Below are 17,766 nucleotides of genomic sequence, written 5' to 3' on the forward strand. Positions count from 1 at the left end.
GATAGTTGTGACCATCACTGTGACCGAGATCTGGCGCATCATCATCGCGAGCGCCGGCGCCCCGGAGGCCGGCGTCGGCGAGGTCGACTTCGCCGACATCTCCTTCGACGAGCTGGGCTACGAGTCGCTGGCGCTGATGGAGACCGCCTCCGCGATCGAGCGCGAGTTCAGCGTGTCGGTGCCGGACGAGCTGCTCTTCGAGGCCCGCACGCCGCGCGAGCTGGCCGAGCTGGTCCGCTCCGCGAAGGAGGCAGCGGCCGCATGAGCCCGATCATCCGAGAGACGGAGCACAGCCGGGTGGTACGCGCCCCCGCCGCCCGGCTGTACGCGCTGGTCGCGGACGTCAGCCGCTGGCCGGTGGTGCTCGGGCCGTGCGTGCAGGCCCGGCAGACCGAGCAGCACGGCGCCGACGAGCGGATCGAACTGTGGGCGCAGACCAACGGCAAGGTCGCGACCTGGACCTCCCGCCGCACCCTGGACCCGCAAGGCCTGCGGATCTCCTTCCGGCAGGACCGCTCCACCGCGCCGGTCGCCACCATGTCCGGCGACTGGTCCTTCCACCCGGCCGGCGACGGCCGGACCCGGATCGTGCTGACCCACGCCTTCACCGCCGTCGACGACGACCCGCAGTCGCTGGACTGGATCGCCCGCGCGGTGGACCGCAACAGCACCGAGGAGCTGGCCGCACTCGGCGAGTTCGCCGAACGCCCGTACCCGCTGGAGCAGTCGGTCTTCTTTTTCGCCGACCGGGTGGAGGCGGCCGGGGTCTCCCCCGCCGACGTGTACGACTTCGTCTACCGCTCCGACCTGTGGCCCGAGCGGCTTGCGCACGTCGGCCGGGTCGACCTCACCGAGGACCCGGCGGGAGTGCAGCTGATGCAGATGGACACCATCACCCGCGACGGCGCTACTCACACCACCGCCTCGATCCGGCTGTGCGTCCCCGGCGAGCGGATCTCGTACAAGCAGACCGTGCTGCCCGCCCTGCTGTCCGGGCACAGCGGTCTGTGGGAGTTCGAGCAGGCGCCCGGCGGCACCGTGATCGTCTCCCACCACGCCGTGGCGGTCGACCCGGCCGCGGTGGAGCGGGTGCTCGGCGCGGGCACGACCTTCGAGCAGGCGTGCGCGCACGTCCGCGACACCTTGGGCGCCAACAGCCGCGCCACCATGGAGGCGGCGTGCGCGTACACGGCATCGGTGGTGGGGCGCCCATGACCCTGACGCGCAAACTTGTCGGCCTCGCGCTCTCCCCGGACGCCGAGGCCGACCGGGTGTGCATGGTCGCGGGCACCCGCTCGCTGACCCGGCGCCAGGTCCGCAACGAGGTGGCCCGAACCCAGGCCGACCTCCTTGAGCGCGGCCTGGCTCCGGGCCGGCGGGTACTGGCGCTGCTCGACCACGGCCCGGAGGCCGTGTTCTTCCTCGCGGCGGCCAGCTCGCTCGGCCTCCGTCTGATGATGCCCTACGGACTGCAGGCGGCGGCGCTCCCCGAGTGGCTGTCCGTCGCGGACGCCGCCAAGCCCGACGCGGTACTGCATTTCAAGCGCGACCGGGTCGGGCTGGACGTGCTGCGTGAGCGCTGCGGCACCGTGGTGGAACTGCCGTTCCGCGCCGACGAAGCGCCCGAGGCCGCAGTGGAGGTGGTCCACCCCGAGCCGGTGGAGCACTTCCTGGTGCTGTTCACCAGCGGCACCACCGGCAATCCGAAGGCGATCAGCATCGACGAGGCGCACGTCTGCGCCCGGGTCGGCTGGGTCACCCGGACCATGGGCTACGGCCCGACCGCCCGGATCTTCATGACCGGGCTGATGAACAACACCACCGGCGTGATCAACTCCTTCGGCGCACTGCTGCACGACGCCGTCGTGGTCTTCCCGGAGACCCCCGACGCCGCGCAGTGGCCCGAGCAGGTGGCCCGCCACCGGGCCACCCACCTGGCGCTGCGGCCGGTGGCGCTCAAGCAGTTCGTCGCCGCCGCAGCCACCGGCGAGGACGACCTGTCCTGCCTGCGGGTGGTCTCCTACGGCGGGGCGGCCGTCCCCCGGGCAGTGCTCGAACGGGGCCGCGAGCTGGTCGGCTGCGACTGGATCCAGGGCTACGGCCTGACCGAGACCTATGGCCCGTTCTGCTTCCTCGGCGAGCAGGGCCACGCGCAGGCGCGCTACCTCAAACACGTCTACTGCATCGGCCGGCCCGACGACTCCCTCGAAGTCCGGCTGGGGCCGGTGGTCGGCCATCCGGAGGGCGTTGGGGAGATCCTGGTCCGCGGCGCGACGGTGATGGAGGGCTACGCGGACGTTGCCACCGGCGTCGTCCAGCCGGTCGGTGAATGGCTGCGCACCGGCGACCTCGCCGAGTGGAGCCCCGACGGCGACCTGGTCCTCAAGGGCCGGATCTCCGCGGTGCTGCTCAGTGAGAACGGCCACCGCATCTACCCCGAGGAGGTCGAGGGGGTGCTCGCCGGCACCCCCGGGGCGGACGAGGTCGTGGTGGTCGGCCTGCCCAACCCGAACGGCCCGCACGAACTGCCGGTGGCCTGCCTCTGCGGCCCGATCGGCGAGCGCGGCCCCGAAGAGCTGCGCGCCCTGGTCACGGCCGAACTGCGCGGCGCACTGGCCCCGGAGAAGTGGCCGGACCGGATCTGGGCCACGTCCGAGCCGTTCGACCGCAGCGCCAACGGAAAGATCATGCGCGGCGAGGTGGCCGCGGCCGTCGACCCGGCCCGCATCGTGCTGCTCGGAGGTGAAAGCGGTGGGTGAGGCCGCGGAGCGCCTGCGGGTGCCCGAGCATATGTACCGCGCGCTCGGCTACCTCTTCCCGCGGCTGGCCTTCCTCAACGCCCGGTACGCCCCGCAGGTGCACTGGGGCGACATCGCGGCAGCCCTGGACGGCTTCCCCGCCGATGACCTGGACCTCGCCTCGGCGCGGTTCTGGAACCGCTGGCGGGAGCGCTGGACCGCCCAGGCCGAGGGCTGGACCGCCCTCGCCGAGGCGTCCACCACGGTGGCCGGCCGCTCCCGCGCGCTGCGCAGCGCCGCGGCCGCCTACCACTGGGCGGAGTTCCAGTACTTCGACGACCGGGAGGTCAAGCACCAGCTGCGGCAGCGCATCCGGGACTGCTTCCTGGGCAGCCTGGCGGGCACCGACCTGGAGGTCACAGAAGGGGAACTGCCCGGCACCGGCGCGGGCTACTGGGTGCTGCGCACCAAGGCGATGCGGGAGTCCGGCGAGCCGCTCCCCGCCGTGCTCCTCTGCAACGGCCTGGACTCTGCCACCGAGGTCGAGGTGGTGGCGCTGGCCGAGGCGTACCTGGAGCGCGGCATCGCCGCGGTCCTCTTCGAGGGCCCCGGGCAAGGGCTGCGGCTTGGCCGCACCCCGCTGCTGGTGGAGATGGAGCGGGTGGTTGCGGAGCTGCTGGAGCGGCTGAGCGCAGGACCGGAGATCGAAACCAACCGGCTGGCCTTCGCGGGCATCAGCTTCGGCGGCTATCTGGCACTGCGGGTGTCCAGGGAGCTCGGCGAGCACTTCCGATGCGTCGTCAACTTCGGCGGCGGACCGGCACTCGCGAAATTCGACAGCCTGCCGCGCCGGCTGAAGGACAACTTCCGGTTCGCCTTCGACGCCGGACCGGGCGCCGACCTGCAACCGCACTTCGACCGGCTGGCGCTGGAGCCGGGCCCGGCGCCGGCCACCGAGGTGCTGAGCATCTCCGGCGCGCTGGACGACATCTTCCCGATCGAGGGGCTGTACGACCTCGACCGGGCGTGGTCGGGCCGGCACTCGCTCGAGGTGCACCCCAGGGAAGCGCACACCAGCCTCAACCTGATCAACTCCTACACCCTGCGCACCGCCGACCTGGTCGCGGACCGGCTGGCCGGACGCGCCTGACCGAGGGGCCGGCCGGCGATCCGCCGGCCGGCCCCTCGTGCATGGTCAGCCGTGCGCTGCGGGGGCGGCGTCGACCGCCAGCAGCCCGGGGTGCAGGGCGTGATCCAGTCCGGCGTGCACGAAGACCCGCTTCAGCAGGGCGACGAAGATCTGCGCCTCGTCCGGCTCCAGCCCGCCGAGCAGCCGGGTCTCGAAGCCGCTGACCAGGGCCTCTGCCTCGGCGTGCAGGCTGCGGCCGGCCGGCAGCACGTGCACGGCGTGGGCACGGCGGTCGGTGGGATGGCGCCGACGCTCCACCAGGCCGCGCCGCTCCATCTCGTCGACCAGGCCGACCATCACGTTCCGGTGCACCTTCAGCTGTCCGGCGAGCTGGTGCTGGCTGAGGCCGTCCGCCTCGATCAGCAGGTTGAGCAGGCCGAACTGGCGTGGGTGGATGCCCAGCGGGGCGAGCACGTCCACGAGCTGCCCCTGCACGTGTGTGCTGAGGTGGGTCACGACGCAGGCGGGGTGGTCGAACAGCAATTGAGTACTCACGCCAGTTATTGTACCTCCGAGGTATACTCACCTTGAGGGATAGACACTCAATGGGCATACTTCTCGCATGACCCAAGAAATCTCCGCAACGACTCCCGCCGCGTCGCCGGGGGAGGCCCCGGGCGCCGCCCCGCCCGACCCGAAGCGCCGCCTGGCCTTCGCGGTTGTCCTGATCGCCGGGTTCATGGACCTGGTCGACACGACGATCGTCAACGTCACCGTCCCGACCATCCAGAGCGACCTGCACGCCGACTACGCCCAGGTCGAGTGGGTCATCGCCGCGTACGTGCTCTCGTTCGCCGTCCTGCTGATCCTCAGCGGCCGACTCGGCGACATCTACGGACGCAAGCGCGTCTTCCTGGCCGGCATGGCCGCCTTCACCGCCGCCTCGCTGCTGTGCGGCGTCGCGGTCAACCCCGAGATGCTGATCGTCTCCCGGTTCCTCCAGGGCGCCGCGGCCGGCCTGATGGTCACCCAGATCCTGGCGATCCTGCACGTGGTCTTCCCCGCGGACGAGCGCGGCAAGGCAGTCGCCGTCTTCGGCGCGGTCACCGGCTCCTCGGCAGTCTTCGGCCTCGCCCTCGGCGGCGTGGTCGTGCAGTGGAACCTGTTCGGCTGGGAATGGCGCCCGATCTTCCTGGTCAACGTCCCGGTCGGGATCGCCGCGCTCATCGCCGGCGCCCTGGTGATCCGCGAGTCCCGCGCACCGCGGCGCCCCAAGCTCGACCTGCTCGGCATGCCGATGGCCATCGCCGCTGTGGTGCTGCTGGTCTTTCCGCTGACCGAGGGCCGCCGCCTCGGCTGGCCCGCCTGGACGTACGCGATGGTCGCCGGCGCGCTGGTGCTGCTCGCGCTCTTCCTCGCCTACGAGAAGCGCCGCTTCGCCAAGGTCGGCTCCGCGCTGGTGGAATTCGGGGTGTTCCGCTCCCGGTCGTTCTCCGTCGGCATGGCGATGTGGTTCCTGTTCTGGATCGCGGTCGGCGGCTTCTTCTTCGTCTGGACGCTGTTCCTGCAGCAGGGCCTCGGCTGGACGCCGATGCACGCCGGCCTGACCGCCGCCACCTTCGCCATCGGCGTCGGCATCGGCGCGGGCAACGCCCCCGACAAGCTGGTGCCGAAGTTCGGCCGCAACGTGCTGGTGGCGGGCGGCGTCGTCAACGCGATCGGCTTCGTCACCTTCTCCGTCCTGGTCGCCGAATACGGCCACCGCCTGGCGTCCTGGCAGATCATCCCGGTGCACATCGTCTCCGGCGTCGGCTTCGGCCTGATCGTCGCTCCCACCCTGGACCTGCTGCTGGGACAGGTCCCCGGCGAGCAGGCGGGCAACGCCTCCGGTTTGCTCAACACCGTCCAGCAGCTCGGCATGGCGCTCGGTGTGGCGCTGACCGGTGTCATCTTCTTCGCCCAGGTCGGCAACACGGCGGACCACGCTGCCGACCAGGCCGCCCCAACGCTGAAGTCCGCGCTGAGCAGCGCCGGCGTCACGGCACAGGACCAACTGGTGGCCGACCTTCGCAGCTGCGTGCGACAGCGCGCCGACTCGGTCGACCCGAGCAAGGTCCCGGCCGTCTGCCTGAAGGACGACCCGAAGGCGGCCGGCGCCTTGACCGGCGCCATCGCCCGCGCCGACTCGGTCAGCTACTCTTCCGCGTTCCGCACCGTCCTGCTGGTGGACGCCGGCATCCTGCTGATCGTCGCCGCCGGCTTCCTGACCCTGCCCAAGCAGTCCCGGCCCGCCGCGGCGGTCGCCGAAAACATCGAGGTGACGGTATGAGCATCCCGAAGAACGTCCTGGTCCTCGGACGCGAGCGCCACCTGGTCGACGCCTCGACCGGCATCATCGAGTCCAGCGGCTTCGAGGCGGTCGGCGTGACGCACGACGAGGAGGCCCTCGCCCTGCTGGACACCGGCCGGTTCATCGCCGTCCTGGTCGGCAGCGGCGTCGAGTGGGAGTCCCGCCCGTCGGTGCGCGAGCACGCCGCCCCGCACGGCACCGTGGTCCTCGAGGCCCAGCGCATCCCGATGCAGACAGTCCAGGACCACGTCCGCGACGTGATCGTCCCGCGCCTGCAGCAGATCGCCTAGGACTCGCACGGCCGCAGACCGGGAGTCCATCGGGCCGCATCCGCCGCCCGGCAGATGCGGCCCGTGTCCCCATCCTGCTTCGCCGCATCCTGCGGGGTGGTGGCCCGCGCCGACCGTGGCCTTCACCCGCGGGTACTGCTCGGACAGGCTGCAGACGCCCTCGACCTTGAGCGCAGTTTGATCACGCATACGGCCAGGCCGGAAGGCGCCGGTCCACAGGGTGCGGCCCGTGCCATCGCAGATCACGGTGGCCTTCTTGGTGTTCTGGGCCGCCGTACCGCGTCTCGCATCTGCCGCTTCGACCGGGGATTCGAACTGCCCGAGTCCGAGTACAGCTGGCCCGCCACCCTCGACAGAACTGCAGACCGGAGACCGCAGGTCAGGGCTGCCCGGTCAGCACTCGATGACGTTCACCGCGAGGCCGCCGCGGGCGGTCCCCTTGTACTTGACCTTCAAGGGGTCGCGGAGCCACGGGTCACCTCAGCTCGAGCTGAGGTGACCCGTTCGCCGCGCTGCGAACGGGGAGCAGCGGCAGTGGTTCTTGCGCGAGCGGAGGTTGCCCGTCATGCGTAGAAGCGGTCGACGGTTGGCGCTGGTGCTCTGGGCGTGTGGAGGCGGTCCAGTGATTGTTCCGGGAAGGGCCCAGCGTGGTTTTGTGCGAGTGTGCGACCTTCAGTCCCCCTGACAGTCGGCTGTGCGCCGGGTGCTCGGTGGCAGCCAGTACTTGGTGACCGTCATCCTTGCGGATCGGCGGCCCTTTATCGGGATTCGGCGGCTCGTCCAAATCCGCGGTGAACAGGCACGGTTCTGGCCATCCGGGCGGATCTGCTTGGAGCGGGTCGACGAAGTAGGGGAGCTGCTCATGCCGACGGCGCAGTTTATGGACGCCGAAGAGACGGCCGAGTACTTGAACATGTCGGTCCAGTGGGTGTATCGCGAGGCGCCGCGGGTGGGGTTGGTCTCGTACAAGTTCGGGAGGGGGATGAATGCGAAGATCCAGTTCAAGGTTTCCGAGGTACTGGCATGGGTCAGGCAGCGGCGGACTGCCGGCTGATCTCGTGGTGCCGACGGGCCCTCTTGCCTTGGCTGGGGCAGGAGGGCCCGCCCTTGGTCATGCGGCCAGGCCGAGGTCCAGGATCTTGGCGGTCTTGTTGATCGAGCCGGGCATCAGGCGGCGGTAGATCCTGAAGGTGATGTCGAGGCTCCGGTGGCCCATCCACTCGGCGACGTCGGCGGTGGGTATGCCGTGGGAGAGGCAGTTCGAGGCGAAGAAGCGGCGGAAGCCGTAGAGGGTCATGCCGTCAGGAAGCCACTCGGCCGCGAAGTCGGCGAACTGCAGGGGGCCGTACTTGCGGATACGTTCTGCCTTGCTCCGGTTGTGGGTCTGGGACTTCTTGGCGCGGAAGATGTCGGTGAGCCGCTCGATGGCGGCGTCCTGGCTGGTGAAGCCGGATTCCTCGACCTGTTTGCCGGAGGCGTCGCGGCACCTGATCTTGTAGGTGTGGGGGCACTTCGACCAGCGCGAGGCGGGGTGCTCGCACTCCTTGAAGAACGCGCCCATTCCGTGGGGCAGTGCCTTGGTGGCCGTCTCTGTTCGACTCCTCGGCGTCCAGTGCTGACGTTTTGCTGACCGCCGAGGGTGGTTCACCCTCCTGAGCTGGGAAGAGTCCCCAACTGTACGGACGGCCTCGTCCTCCAACGGACATCGTGCGGTGGGTGCGCGGACGACCCCTGCCGGCCTGATTCGTGGGCACCGGCACTTCGCGTGTGAGACCGGCTGTGACCTTGTGTTCTCACGTCTGCCCGTTTCACGGTGTGCAGGAAGGCGGTCCCTGTCACACGGCGCGCAGTACCAGGAAATCGTGCCGGAGGCGGTACACCGCGGTGGGATCGGTCTCCACCCCGGACCGGGCGCGGCAGAGGAACCTCAGCCGGTCACCGGGCGCCACGCCGACGCGGCACACCGAGCTCGTGCACCAGGAGATCTTGACCTGGACGGTGTGCGAGCCGGGGGCCACGGATGTCACGCAGTTCTCCCCTCGTCGGAGGTTTCCCGCGCGCTTGCCGTCCACGTAGACCTTGTAGCGGCGCAGTTGCGCGTAGGGGTCAGCCTCGTCACGGATCACCAGGATCTCGGCTGTGCCCTCGCGTTCGACGGGCAGCGATGCGGACACCGAACCGGCTCCTTGGCCAGGGGACGAGCCCCTTTCCGGGCCGGGCGGGCGACCGATCATGCCTCCGTTGTCGTCCCGGGCGTGCTTCGGCAGGACGAAGCGAGGTCTGCCCAGGAACACCAGCGAGACCTGGCCCAGACATCCGGCGAGAAAGACCGCGAGTCCCCCAAGGGCCACGGTGAATGCGACCGGATTCTGCCTGCCGGTGCCACCGTGCTGGGGCAGCCAGGCACCCCCCAGCAGCAACAGCGTCACACCGCTCAGGCATACGGAATTGAGCAGGGATCCCTGCGTGAGCCGGCGCTGGGCTGCGGGTCCGGCGAACCGGGCCAGGGCCGTCGGTTTCGGGTGCGCCGCGGGATCGCCCCAGTAGCGTGCCACCTGCCCCCAGGATCGGGCGGAGAGCCCGCCGAAGGCGGCACTGCCCGCAAGCGCAACCCACGAGACCATGTCGGATCCGACTCCTGATGTCCGAGATGACGTTTTTGACGAATCTATGTTCTAACGTCCATGGTGCGTGGGCTTGTTGGACTGGGCAAGTCCACGAGAGCCGGTGAGTGCGACGGCGCGGCCCTGGTGTGTCGGTGAGATCGACTCCACCCAGGCGTCTCGACCGGCCCGGTCATGGGCTTTACGGGAGTGTTCTTCATCCGTTCCACGCGTGTGGTCCGCGTCGCCGGGCTGTTTGGTCGGGCGAACATGCGGGCCCGTGTTGGGCAGCGGACCTGATGCCGTGTGTCGGTGCCGGAGCGCACAGACGGCGGAGACCCCTCTGTCCAGCTGCTTGTCCACCAGGCAGCGGACATGCCAAGATCGCCGCTGACTGCAAGCACTCACAGAGCTGGAGCTGAAGCCAATTGGATGCGGGCGAGTTCGCTACTTGAGCCGCCGATGCACCGGATGGATCACCTGGAGTGTCCCTGTTTGCGCGCCCGGGTGATATCGGCGGCATGTCCGAGTCTTTACATGCCTTCAGAGGGATCTTCATTATGGAGTTCGACGTCCAAAACCATGCGCGCACGCGCGCCCTGCGTTCCGACGGCCACGTGCGGAGCGGCCCGTTCGTGGTGCGCTACGACCGGAACTGGCCGAGCCCGTTCGCCAACTACGCGATCCCGGATGACGGGGCTGCGCCGACCGCGAGCGAGGTCAGCGCCCTCATCAGCACGTTTCGCACGCTCGATCGGGTGCCGCGCCTGGAGTACCTGCCCTCCTGCGCGCCGCAGGTCGAGCCGGCCCTGCTCGCGGCGGGGTTCACGGCCGAGAACCGCGCCGCGGTCAAGGTCTGCTCCGCTGAAACACTCGTCACCCCCGCAGCGGCGACCGACGTCCTGATCACCGAGCCGACCGATGACGCCGGGCTCCTTGCCACCGCGCTGGTGCAGCACGCCGGATACGGACAGCCGGGCGAGCCGACAACGGGTGAGACCGCCTGGCTGCGCGACACCATCGAGGGCGGCGGCGTGGTCGCCCTGGCCAGCGTCGGCGACGGCACGGCGGTCGGCGCCGGCGTCTGCTCATCGCCGGTGGACGGCTTGGGCGAGTTGGCAGGCCTCGCGGTCGCCGAGAGCTTTCGGCGGCGCGGTATCGGCGCGATGCTCTCCGCCTACCTGACCGCTGCAGCCCTGGACCGAGGCTTCCGGACGGTGTGGCTGGAGCCGGCGGATCCGGGTATCGAGAGGATCTACGCTCGGATCGGCTACCGAACCGTCGGCGAGAAGCTCAACATCTCCCTGCGGTAGGCCGGCGGGGGCGGGCGCGAGGGCACCGCGAGATGCCCGGTCTGCGGGCGCACCTGGGTGACGGCGGTGCGGCGCACGTCGAGCGGCGTCGGCGCCCGAGGAGTCGCCTGGGAGTCGACGGGGGTGAGCGTGACCAAGCGCCCCATGCTCCGGCTGATCGCGTGCCGTTCGCGGATCACCGGAGTCGGGTCGACATGGCGGCTGCGGTGGCGGCGATGAGGTGGGTGGGGGTGCGGGAGCTGAAGACCGCCTTCGCGCGGGTACCCCAACCGGGTGGCCCGGCCCACAGCGTGACGGCCTCGTCGTCGCTGCTGGAGCGGCGGTTGAAGAGTGATCTTTGACCAACGGCATATAGGTTCGGGCCATGACTGGTGACTGGCGGATGGATCGGATCGGGACTGCGCTGCGGGGTGAGAACCCGACCGTGTTGCGGCGGTTGACGTCGGGCTTCGCGGTGATCGGGGACGTCCAGTTCTTGCCGGGGTACTCGGTTCTGCTCGTGGACGAACCGGATGTGCAGCGGCTGTCAGACCTGCCGAAGGCGAAGCGGCTGTCGTTCCTGTCCGACATGGACCAGCTCGGTGAAGCGGTTGAGCGGGCCTGCCGACGCCTGGACCCGGCTTTCCGACGGGTCAACCTTGAGATCCTGGGAAACACGGACCCGTTCCTGCATGCGCATGTCTGGCCGCGGTTCGAGTGGGAGCCGGCCGATGTGGTGGGTGCTCCGGTGTGGCTCTATCCACGTGACCGATGGAGCGACGAGCAGGTCAGGCTCGGTCCGCAGCATGACGTGCTGCGGGAAGCGATCGGCAGCGAACTGGATCAGCTGCGCTCGCTGGTCTGACGGTGGTGGGCCCGCCGACCGTCAGGTCGGCGGGCCCGATGACAGGTGACCGTCAGCCGAGGCTCACGGAAGTCGCCGTAGCGGGGCGACCTCGGCGACACGGTTGGTGATGGTGGGCCGGGCGGCTTCCGGCGTCGCGAGCAGCGCGACGATGTCAGCGCTGCCTGAGCGGGCGCCACGTCGACCCCTGCCCATCTCCCGGGTAGTAGACCTCGCGCGTGTCGTCTTCCGGATACTCGCGGCCCACCATGGCGTCGAGTTCGTATCGAACGGATTCCAGGACCCTCAGGGCCTCTATCAGCAGATACTCCGGTACGGCTTCCGGTCCCGCTTGCGGGTAGGCGGCGGCGAGCTGGGCGCTCCGCTTCTGCAGCTCTTCTCGGACGCCGGCCAGGGCAGTGGCGAGGTCTTGGTGCTCCTCCAAGGTCAGCCTCGGGCTCATGACTGGGTTCTCCTTCTGGCGGGGTCACGGTCGATCGCCGGGCCAATGATGCAGTACCCCGTTCGGCCCTCCTCGACCTGCGCCGCCACGGGAAGGACGCGCCATGCCGGCGCCTGACGGGTGGCCTCAGAGCTGACCGCCGAGGGCGTCGACGCGGGCGGTGACCTTCGCCATTTCGGCGGCCGCCGCATTGATCTCCCCGTCGGCCTTGGCGAGCGCGTCGGTGTCTCCGGTGTGGCGCTGTTCGAGCAGTCCCGGCTGCCCGCGGTGAGGCCGTCGAGAGCTGCGGCCCAGTGCTGTTGGGCGGACCACCCCCGCCTGCGCGGGGAGAACTTTACTACCTGCAGGTTGAGAGAGGGTTTGCAATTTCTTGACTCGGCAGCCGCAGGCTCATGAGATGAGTCTGGCAGAGGCCGCAGCACGGACGTTGTGGGGGCCGGTACGGAGGGGGCTTGAAGGGTGGGCGCGGCGTCGCGGTCGCCACTGCGTCACCGTCAAGTCTCCAGCTCCGAACCGGCCTCGGAAGACTCCGGCTCGCCGGAGCGTCGTGTCGGGGATGGTGCCAGCCCGTTCTCGCCAGGGACTTTTCAGCTCGAAGGAGGCCCTGACGTCGCTGTCAGGTGTGCCCTCGACGGAGCCGTACCAGCCCCGGCCGGCATGGTTGGCCAGGACGTCGATACCGCCGAAACGGTCTTCGGCGGCCCCGACGGCGGCCTGGACCCGCTGGGCGTCGGTGACGTCCAGGGGGTGGACGAGCACCCGGTCGCCGTGGGGGCCGCCCAGTCGTCGAGCAGGCAGGGGCGGCGGGCGGCCGGTCGAGGGGCGATGGACGACCTGCTGGAACGGCGGATCTGCCAGGACAAGCCGGCCCGCTACGAGTACGTGCTCACCGAGCGGGGCCGATCCCTCCGGCCGGTGATCGTGGCCCTGGCCGCCTGGGGGAACCGGCACCTGGCCTCGCGGGAGCGGTCCATGATCCTGGTGGACGCCGCCAGCGGCGAGGAGGTCGAGCCGGTCCTGGTCGACGCCCGTACGGGAAGAAGCCTCGACGACAGCGAGGCGTTCGTCTTCACCGCCGGCCCGGCCGCGAGCCCCGCGACGCGCTCGCGGTACACGGAGGTACGGAGCCGGGCCGCGGTCGACGCGCCGTAGGCGCCGTTCAGACCCGCATCTGGATCCGCGACGAACCGCCCTGCCGGGGCTGGGAATGCCGACCGGCCCGCGGCGCCATACGATGAGTGACGTCGTGACCACCCACCGCTAGGAGACCGAGATGGCCGACTCCGCGAAATCCTCAGGTCCCACCGTCGTCCTGGTGCATGGCGCGTTCGCCGACGCGGGCAGTTGGGCGTTCGTGACGGAGCGCCTGGTGAAGGCCGGAGTGCCGGTGCGGGCGATCGTCAACCCGCTGCGCGGCATCAGCCACGACGCCGCCTATGTGGCCGGCATGATCAACCAGATCCCCGGCCCGGTGCTGGCTGTCGGGCACTCCTACGGCGGCGCGGTCATCACCAACGCCGTGCCCCAGACCAGCAATGTGGTCGGCCTGGTCTACGTCGCCGCGTTCGCTCCGGACGAGGGCGAGGTCCTCGGCGACATCGTGGGCCGCTCGAAGGACAGCGTCCTGACCACCGCCCTGGAGGAATACCAGTACCCCACGGGGAACGGTTCCGAGACGGCCACGGAGGTCCTGATCGACGCCGCGAAATTCCGCGCGGTCTTCACCGCCGACCTGCCTCAGCTGCAGTCCGACGTGTACGGCCTCTCCCAGCGGCCGATCGCCGCCGGTGCCTTCGCCGAGAAGAGCGGGCCGCCCGCCTGGAAGAACCTGCCGGTCTGGGCGGCCGTCGGCACGGCCGACACCGCCGCCGGCGCCGACGTCGTTCGTGAGATGGCCCAGCGCGCGGGCGCCGACATCACCGAGATCGAAGGGTCCCACGTGATCATGATCTCCCAGCCCGACGCCGTCACCCAGGTCGTCCTCAAGGCGCTGAAGAGCGTCAGCTGACCACAGGCCGCCCCGAGCCTCCCGAAAAGCGTTCGGCGCCCGGTGTCCGGCGGAGCTAGCCTCGCCGATCATGGGAGCACGAGCGCAGTACGTGGTGGTCGAGAACGGCGCCTGGCGGCGGTATTACTCGCACTGGGCCGGCAACCGGGTGGTCGACGACCTGCTGCCCGGTCCGGACGCGGCGACACGCTGCTTCCGCGCCGACCGGGAGATCGACGAATGGCTCGACGACGTGTGGTGCGAGGGCGCCGCACTCGTCGACCACGACCGCCGGACCCTGCTCTGGTTCACCTGGGTGGGCAGCTGGACCGACCACATGGCCGCCCGCGCCGTACTGGCCCGGACATGGCCCGGCTGGGACGTCCGGTTCGCGCACGACGGCATGGGTGATCTGACCCACCACCTCGGTCTCGGGAGGGACTTGACCCGTGAGCCGGGCTGGTTCGAGACCTTCGAGGCCTCAGGTTTCGCGGACTCCGAGCACACCGAGCCCAGCTCCGTCGTCTCCCTGCGCCTGCCCGACGGAAGCGTTCGCGCGTGGGGCAGCGACTGGGACCCCGCCGAGCACCTCGGCGCCGGACCCGCCCTGGTCGACCTGCTCGCCGCGTCGCCGGGCACCCCCGTGCTCACCAAGATGCCGTACAGCGGCGGCGTCCATCTCGACCCGCGGGCCCGCACGGTCTCGCTCTGGGCGGTGGGGACCGTGCTCGGCATCCACGACTGGCCGCTGCCGCGCTGGGAGGACTGGACCCTGGACTTCCGCGGCGACGACTCCACCCAGCAGGCCGGGCTGCTCCCCGCGGACTTTCCCTTCCCGCGGGCCCCGCTCACGGCCGCCCTGCGCCGGCTCGGCGAGGGCCTCGGCACCCCGCCCTCCGACAAGGGCCCGCTCCTCCTCGCCGCCGCCGCGGCCGTGCCAGGTCCGGAGGGCACCGTCCCGGTGGTCGATCCGGCCGGGCTGATACCGCACGAACCGGCCGATCCCGCCCCGGCCGAACTGGCCGCACTGCGTACGGCGCTCGACGCGCTGGTCGCCGAGGCCGAGGCCGGCTGACACCGCAGCCACGACACCGCAGTCGTCCGTGCGGAGGGCGAATCGATGGGAGCGCTCCCACCCTCGGGCGAAATGTATGCCGCACAGGGATTACGCACCCCTCGCCGCGCTGGTTAGGCTCAAGTCCGGTTGTGCGGGAGCGCTCCCATGAATGCCCGCCGCATCCGGCCCTCACCCCGAGGGCACTCTCCCCCCACGAGAGCACGGAGGACAGCTGTGACACCCCCCACCCCCACCCCGCGCCCCGCAGGCACGGCCGCGGCCCCCGCGCGCGGGTCCCGTCGGCGCAGGGCCATCGCGCTCGGTCTGGCCACCGGGCTCGCCGCCACCGGTATCGCGCTGAGCACCCAGATCAGCGCGGGCGCCGCCGCGCAGGGCAGCCTCCCCACGGGCACCCAGTTCTACAAGGACCCCGCCTCGCAGGTCGCCCGCTGGGTCGCCGCCCATTCCGGCGACTCCCGCCAGCCGATCATCTCCCGGCGGATCGCCTCCCAGCCGCAGGCGGTCTGGTTCGCCAACTACAGCCCCTCCACCGTCACCAACGACGTCAAGGCGATCACCACCCCCGCGGCGGCCGCCGGGCAGGTGCCGGTGCTGGCCGTGTACGAGATCCCCAACCGCGACTGCGGCGGCGCCTCGGCCGGTGGCGCGCCCGACCTGTCCTCGTACGACGCCTGGGTGCGCAACTTCGCCGCCGGGCTGGGCAGTGGGCGGTCGATCATCATCCTGGAGCCGGACTCCGTGTCCCTGACGACCTGCCTGTCCTCGCAGCAGCAGGCCGACCGCTTCGCCTCGCTCTCCCGGGCGGGCGCCGCCATCCACTCCGCCGCGCCCAACGCCAAGGTCTACCTGGACGGCGGCCACTCGGCCTGGAACAGCGCCTCGGAGCAGGCCAACCGGCTGCGCAATGCCGGCATCCTGACCAACGCCGACGGCCTCTTCACCAACGTCTCCAACTTCAACACCACGGCGAACGAGGTCAACTTCGCCAAGAACGTGCTGTCCGCGCTGGGCAACCCGGGCAACCTGCACGCCGTGGTGGACACCAGCCGCAACGGCAACGGTCCGGCCGGCGGCGGGGCATGGTGCGATCCGTCCGGCCGGGCGATCGGCACCTACCCCACGAGCAGCACCGGTGACTCGGCGATCGACGCCTTCCTCTGGGTGAAGCCGCCGGGCGAGGCGGACGGCTGCGCCGGCACCGCGGGCACCTTCCTGCCGGACGTGGCCTACGCACTGGCCTCCGCCGGAGCGTCCGACCCGACGCCCCCGACGACGCCCCCGACGACTCCGCCCACGACACCTCCGACGACTCCCCCGACCACACCTCCGACGACTCCGCCCACGACCACGCCCGCGGGCGGGCCCTGCTCCGTGAGCTACAAGGTCGCCAGCGCCTGGTCGGGCGGCTTCACCGCGGACGTGACCGTACGCAACACCGGCGGCAGCGCCGTCAACGGCTGGTCGCTCAAGTGGACCTTCCCCGCCGACCAGAAGATCACCAGCGCCTGGAACGCCAAGACCACCCAGTCCGGAACGAGCGTGACGGCCACCGACCTCGGCTACAACGCGAGCATCCCGGCGGGCGGCTCCACCGGCTTCGGGTTCCAGGGGACGGGCACCGGCACCTCGTCGCCCACCTCGTTCACGCTCAATGGCGCCGCTTGCAGCGTGTCCTGACGCACCACCCGCTCCGACGCGGCGGCGGGCCCGGACACCTCCGGGTCGGCCGCCGCCTCAGGCGACCGGCGACGGCACCGGCAAGCCGGCGGGCGGCTACGGGAGCAGGAGCGGTATCCGTGCGGTGATCCGCTTTCCCGTCGGGGTGTCCGCCACGTCGAAGCCGCCGCAGATCATGCGCACGATCTCCAGGCCGTGCCGGCCCACCCGGCCCGGATCGGGTCCCATCTCGGCCACGGGCCCCTGCGACGTGTCCCACACGGAGACCTCGACCGTGTCCCCGACGACCTGCAGGCCCACCCCGCACGGGCCTTCGGCGTACTTCACCGCGTTGGTGACCAGCTCGCTGACGACCAGCTGAACGTTCGCGACCACGGCACCGGGCGCGGGTCTCCCCGCGCTCCGCAGCCGGTCGAACAGCTCTCCGGCAAGGCGCCTGGCCCTGGCGATATCCCCCGGCTCACCCTTGTACACCTCGCCTGCGCGCACCACACCACCTCAACCGGCGCCTGCCTCTGGACAGCCCCTGTGCACCGCCGCTCGGCTCCCGCTGACCCCGGCGTGGTCGAGCGCGCGGCAGCGGCCGCTTCTTGCACCTTCCCCGGCAAGGTCACTCGCACGCGAAACCGCTGACTTCGGTAGCTCTCGCTCCCGGCGGGACCGTGCGGATCACGGGCTCATCACCGTCACCGCCGTGCCGGCGACCGCGGCCGCCGGTGCGGGCACCAGTACCGCGACGCCGAGCCCGACGGCTGCCCCGAGCCCGCTGTTGCGGGAGACCTTCGGGGCGCCATAGCGGGTGGCCAGGCGGTCACCGACCAGGCGTACGGCGGCCTGGCCCGCCGCGTAGGCCGTGACGGCGGTCGCGGCCAGGCCCAGCGAGACGCCCCGGCTGTCGTGCAGGAAGATCGACCCCCAGCCGGGCACGGCCCCCTCGCAGATCATCAGGGCCGTACCGGCGAGGCAGAACGCCGCGAACGCCCTGCTCCAGCCGCTGCCCGAACGGCCCGCGTCCGAACGGCCCGCGTCCGAACGGCCCGCGTCCGAACGGCCCGCGTCCGAACGGCCGGGGTCGCGCCGCGCCGGAGCCGCGCGTCATGCGGCCCTCCGTCTGCGTTCGTCCACGGCCCCGGAAGCCGGTTCCCTACCAACGACGAACGGGAAGACCGCTGATCGACACCTGGCGGCAGGCAGCCACCCGCCCCGGGGGCCGGCCACGGGGGATCGCTTCTCGACACCGATGGACAGCGCGGTGTTGTGATATTACCGACGGGTAGTCGGTCGTTCGGGCCGGCGCCGTCCACGTGGAGGCCCA

The 17,766-nt window shown here is 70.9% G+C and carries 21 protein-coding genes and 2 pseudogenes; 13 read left to right on the plus strand and 10 right to left on the minus strand.

The window, feature by feature from the left end; genetic code table 11:
- The first annotated feature begins 7 nt into the window (after positions 1 to 7).
- The 4 genes from OG900_32170 to OG900_32185 are packed head-to-tail and all read left to right on the plus strand — an operon-like array spanning position 8 to position 3,888.
- A complete protein-coding gene (locus tag OG900_32170; GenBank protein ID WUH94333.1) occupies positions 8 to 265 on the plus strand; it encodes an acyl carrier protein in 258 nt (85 codons plus the stop codon).
- Positions 262 to 1,215 (plus strand): aromatase/cyclase, encoded by a 954-nt coding sequence (locus OG900_32175; protein ID WUH94334.1) that lies wholly within the window; start codon positions 262 to 264, stop codon positions 1,213 to 1,215. The genes OG900_32170 and OG900_32175 overlap by 4 nt, the downstream gene beginning before the upstream one ends.
- Positions 1,212 to 2,759, plus strand: coding sequence for a fatty acid--CoA ligase family protein (locus tag OG900_32180; GenBank protein WUH94335.1), 1,548 nt, complete (start codon positions 1,212 to 1,214; stop codon positions 2,757 to 2,759). The genes OG900_32175 and OG900_32180 overlap by 4 nt, the downstream gene beginning before the upstream one ends.
- Complete coding sequence (locus OG900_32185) at positions 2,752 to 3,888, plus strand: esterase FrsA (GenBank protein WUH94336.1); 1,137 nt, start codon at positions 2,752 to 2,754, stop codon at positions 3,886 to 3,888. The genes OG900_32180 and OG900_32185 overlap by 8 nt, the downstream gene beginning before the upstream one ends.
- A 45-nt stretch (positions 3,889 to 3,933) precedes the next feature.
- On the opposite strand, the gene OG900_32190 is transcribed toward OG900_32185, so the two are convergent.
- A complete protein-coding gene (locus OG900_32190) occupies positions 3,934 to 4,422 on the minus strand; it encodes a MarR family transcriptional regulator (protein ID WUH94337.1) in 489 nt (162 codons plus the stop codon).
- A 67-nt stretch (positions 4,423 to 4,489) separates the two neighbouring features.
- Here OG900_32190 and OG900_32195 point away from each other — a divergent pair, with 67 nt between their 5' ends.
- Both OG900_32195 and OG900_32200 read left to right on the plus strand, forming a co-directional pair.
- A complete protein-coding gene (locus tag OG900_32195; protein WUH94338.1) occupies positions 4,490 to 6,196 on the plus strand; it encodes an MFS transporter in 1,707 nt (568 codons plus the stop codon).
- Positions 6,193 to 6,507 carry a hypothetical protein gene (locus OG900_32200; GenBank protein ID WUH94339.1) on the plus strand — a complete coding sequence of 105 codons (315 nt, stop codon included), beginning with the start codon at positions 6,193 to 6,195 and terminating at the stop codon, positions 6,505 to 6,507. The genes OG900_32195 and OG900_32200 overlap by 4 nt, the downstream gene beginning before the upstream one ends.
- Positions 6,508 to 6,660: 153 nt before the next feature.
- On the opposite strand, the pseudogene OG900_32205 reads toward OG900_32200, so the two are convergent.
- Positions 6,661 to 6,774: pseudogene (locus OG900_32205) on the minus strand (IS5/IS1182 family transposase).
- A gap of 460 nt (positions 6,775 to 7,234) precedes the next feature.
- Here OG900_32205 and OG900_32210 point away from each other — a divergent pair.
- Positions 7,235 to 7,561 (plus strand): helix-turn-helix domain-containing protein, encoded by a 327-nt coding sequence (locus tag OG900_32210; GenBank protein WUH94340.1) that lies wholly within the window; start codon positions 7,235 to 7,237, stop codon positions 7,559 to 7,561.
- 57 nt (positions 7,562 to 7,618) lie between these two features.
- Here OG900_32210 and OG900_32215 read toward each other — a convergent pair whose 3' ends face one another.
- Together OG900_32215 and OG900_32220 are read right to left on the minus strand one after the other, a co-directional pair.
- Positions 7,619 to 8,068: a hypothetical protein gene (locus tag OG900_32215; protein ID WUH94341.1), complete on the minus strand. Its 450-nt coding sequence runs from the start codon at positions 8,066 to 8,068 to the stop codon at positions 7,619 to 7,621.
- A 274-nt stretch (positions 8,069 to 8,342) separates the two neighbouring features.
- Positions 8,343 to 9,131: a DUF2846 domain-containing protein gene (locus tag OG900_32220; GenBank protein WUH94342.1), complete on the minus strand. Its 789-nt coding sequence runs from the start codon at positions 9,129 to 9,131 to the stop codon at positions 8,343 to 8,345.
- A 539-nt stretch (positions 9,132 to 9,670) separates the two neighbouring features.
- Here OG900_32220 and OG900_32225 point away from each other — a divergent pair.
- Positions 9,671 to 10,423 (plus strand): GNAT family N-acetyltransferase, encoded by a 753-nt coding sequence (locus tag OG900_32225; protein ID WUH94343.1) that lies wholly within the window; start codon positions 9,671 to 9,673, stop codon positions 10,421 to 10,423.
- Between the two features lie 53 nt (positions 10,424 to 10,476).
- Here the strand turns inward: OG900_32225 and OG900_32230 are convergent.
- Positions 10,477 to 10,730 (minus strand): annotated as a pseudogene (locus OG900_32230) (hypothetical protein).
- 57 nt (positions 10,731 to 10,787) lie between these two features.
- Here OG900_32230 and OG900_32235 point away from each other — a divergent pair.
- Positions 10,788 to 11,267 (plus strand): diadenosine tetraphosphate hydrolase, encoded by a 480-nt coding sequence (locus OG900_32235; protein ID WUH94344.1) that lies wholly within the window; start codon positions 10,788 to 10,790, stop codon positions 11,265 to 11,267.
- 154 nt (positions 11,268 to 11,421) lie between these two features.
- Here the strand turns inward: OG900_32235 and OG900_32240 are convergent, their stop codons facing one another.
- The 3 genes from OG900_32240 to OG900_32250 all read right to left on the minus strand — a co-directional run bounded on the left by OG900_32240 (position 11,422) and on the right by OG900_32250 (position 12,468).
- Entirely contained in the window at positions 11,422 to 11,709 is a 288-nt protein-coding gene (locus OG900_32240; GenBank protein WUH94345.1) for a hypothetical protein, read from the minus strand.
- A gap of 126 nt (positions 11,710 to 11,835) precedes the next feature.
- A complete protein-coding gene (locus tag OG900_32245; protein WUH94346.1) occupies positions 11,836 to 12,021 on the minus strand; it encodes a hypothetical protein in 186 nt (61 codons plus the stop codon).
- A gap of 78 nt (positions 12,022 to 12,099) precedes the next feature.
- Positions 12,100 to 12,468, minus strand: a complete 369-nt coding sequence (locus OG900_32250) for an SDR family NAD(P)-dependent oxidoreductase (protein ID WUH94347.1) — start codon at positions 12,466 to 12,468, stop codon at positions 12,100 to 12,102.
- Between OG900_32250 and OG900_32255 the strand changes: the two genes are divergently transcribed.
- The 4 genes from OG900_32255 to OG900_32270 all read left to right on the plus strand — a co-directional run bounded on the left by OG900_32255 (position 12,367) and on the right by OG900_32270 (position 16,451).
- The gene (locus tag OG900_32255) at positions 12,367 to 12,861 is read left to right on the plus strand and encodes a winged helix-turn-helix transcriptional regulator (GenBank protein WUH94348.1); all 495 of its coding nucleotides are present in this window, start codon (positions 12,367 to 12,369) and stop codon (positions 12,859 to 12,861) included. The genes OG900_32250 and OG900_32255 overlap by 102 nt on opposite strands.
- A 121-nt stretch (positions 12,862 to 12,982) precedes the next feature.
- On the plus strand, positions 12,983 to 13,717 hold the full coding sequence (locus tag OG900_32260; protein ID WUH94349.1) for an alpha/beta hydrolase: 735 nt from the start codon (positions 12,983 to 12,985) through the stop codon (positions 13,715 to 13,717).
- Between the two features lie 70 nt (positions 13,718 to 13,787).
- The gene (locus OG900_32265; GenBank protein ID WUH94350.1) at positions 13,788 to 14,771 is read left to right on the plus strand and encodes a hypothetical protein; all 984 of its coding nucleotides are present in this window, start codon (positions 13,788 to 13,790) and stop codon (positions 14,769 to 14,771) included.
- A gap of 216 nt (positions 14,772 to 14,987) precedes the next feature.
- On the plus strand, positions 14,988 to 16,451 hold the full coding sequence (locus OG900_32270; protein WUH94351.1) for a glycoside hydrolase family 6 protein: 1,464 nt from the start codon (positions 14,988 to 14,990) through the stop codon (positions 16,449 to 16,451).
- A 96-nt stretch (positions 16,452 to 16,547) separates the two neighbouring features.
- Here the strand turns inward: OG900_32270 and OG900_32275 are convergent, their stop codons facing one another.
- Both OG900_32275 and OG900_32280 read right to left on the minus strand, forming a co-directional pair.
- Positions 16,548 to 16,940, minus strand: a complete 393-nt coding sequence (locus OG900_32275) for an ATP-binding protein (protein WUH94352.1) — start codon at positions 16,938 to 16,940, stop codon at positions 16,548 to 16,550.
- Between the two features lie 180 nt (positions 16,941 to 17,120).
- Positions 17,121 to 17,396, minus strand: a complete 276-nt coding sequence (locus OG900_32280) for a hypothetical protein (protein ID WUH94353.1) — start codon at positions 17,394 to 17,396, stop codon at positions 17,121 to 17,123.
- Between the last annotated feature and the right edge of the window lie 370 nt (positions 17,397 to 17,766).

It is taken from the genome of Streptomyces sp. NBC_00433 (assembly GCA_036015235.1).
Taxonomy (GTDB): Bacteria; Actinomycetota; Actinomycetes; order Streptomycetales; family Streptomycetaceae; genus Actinacidiphila.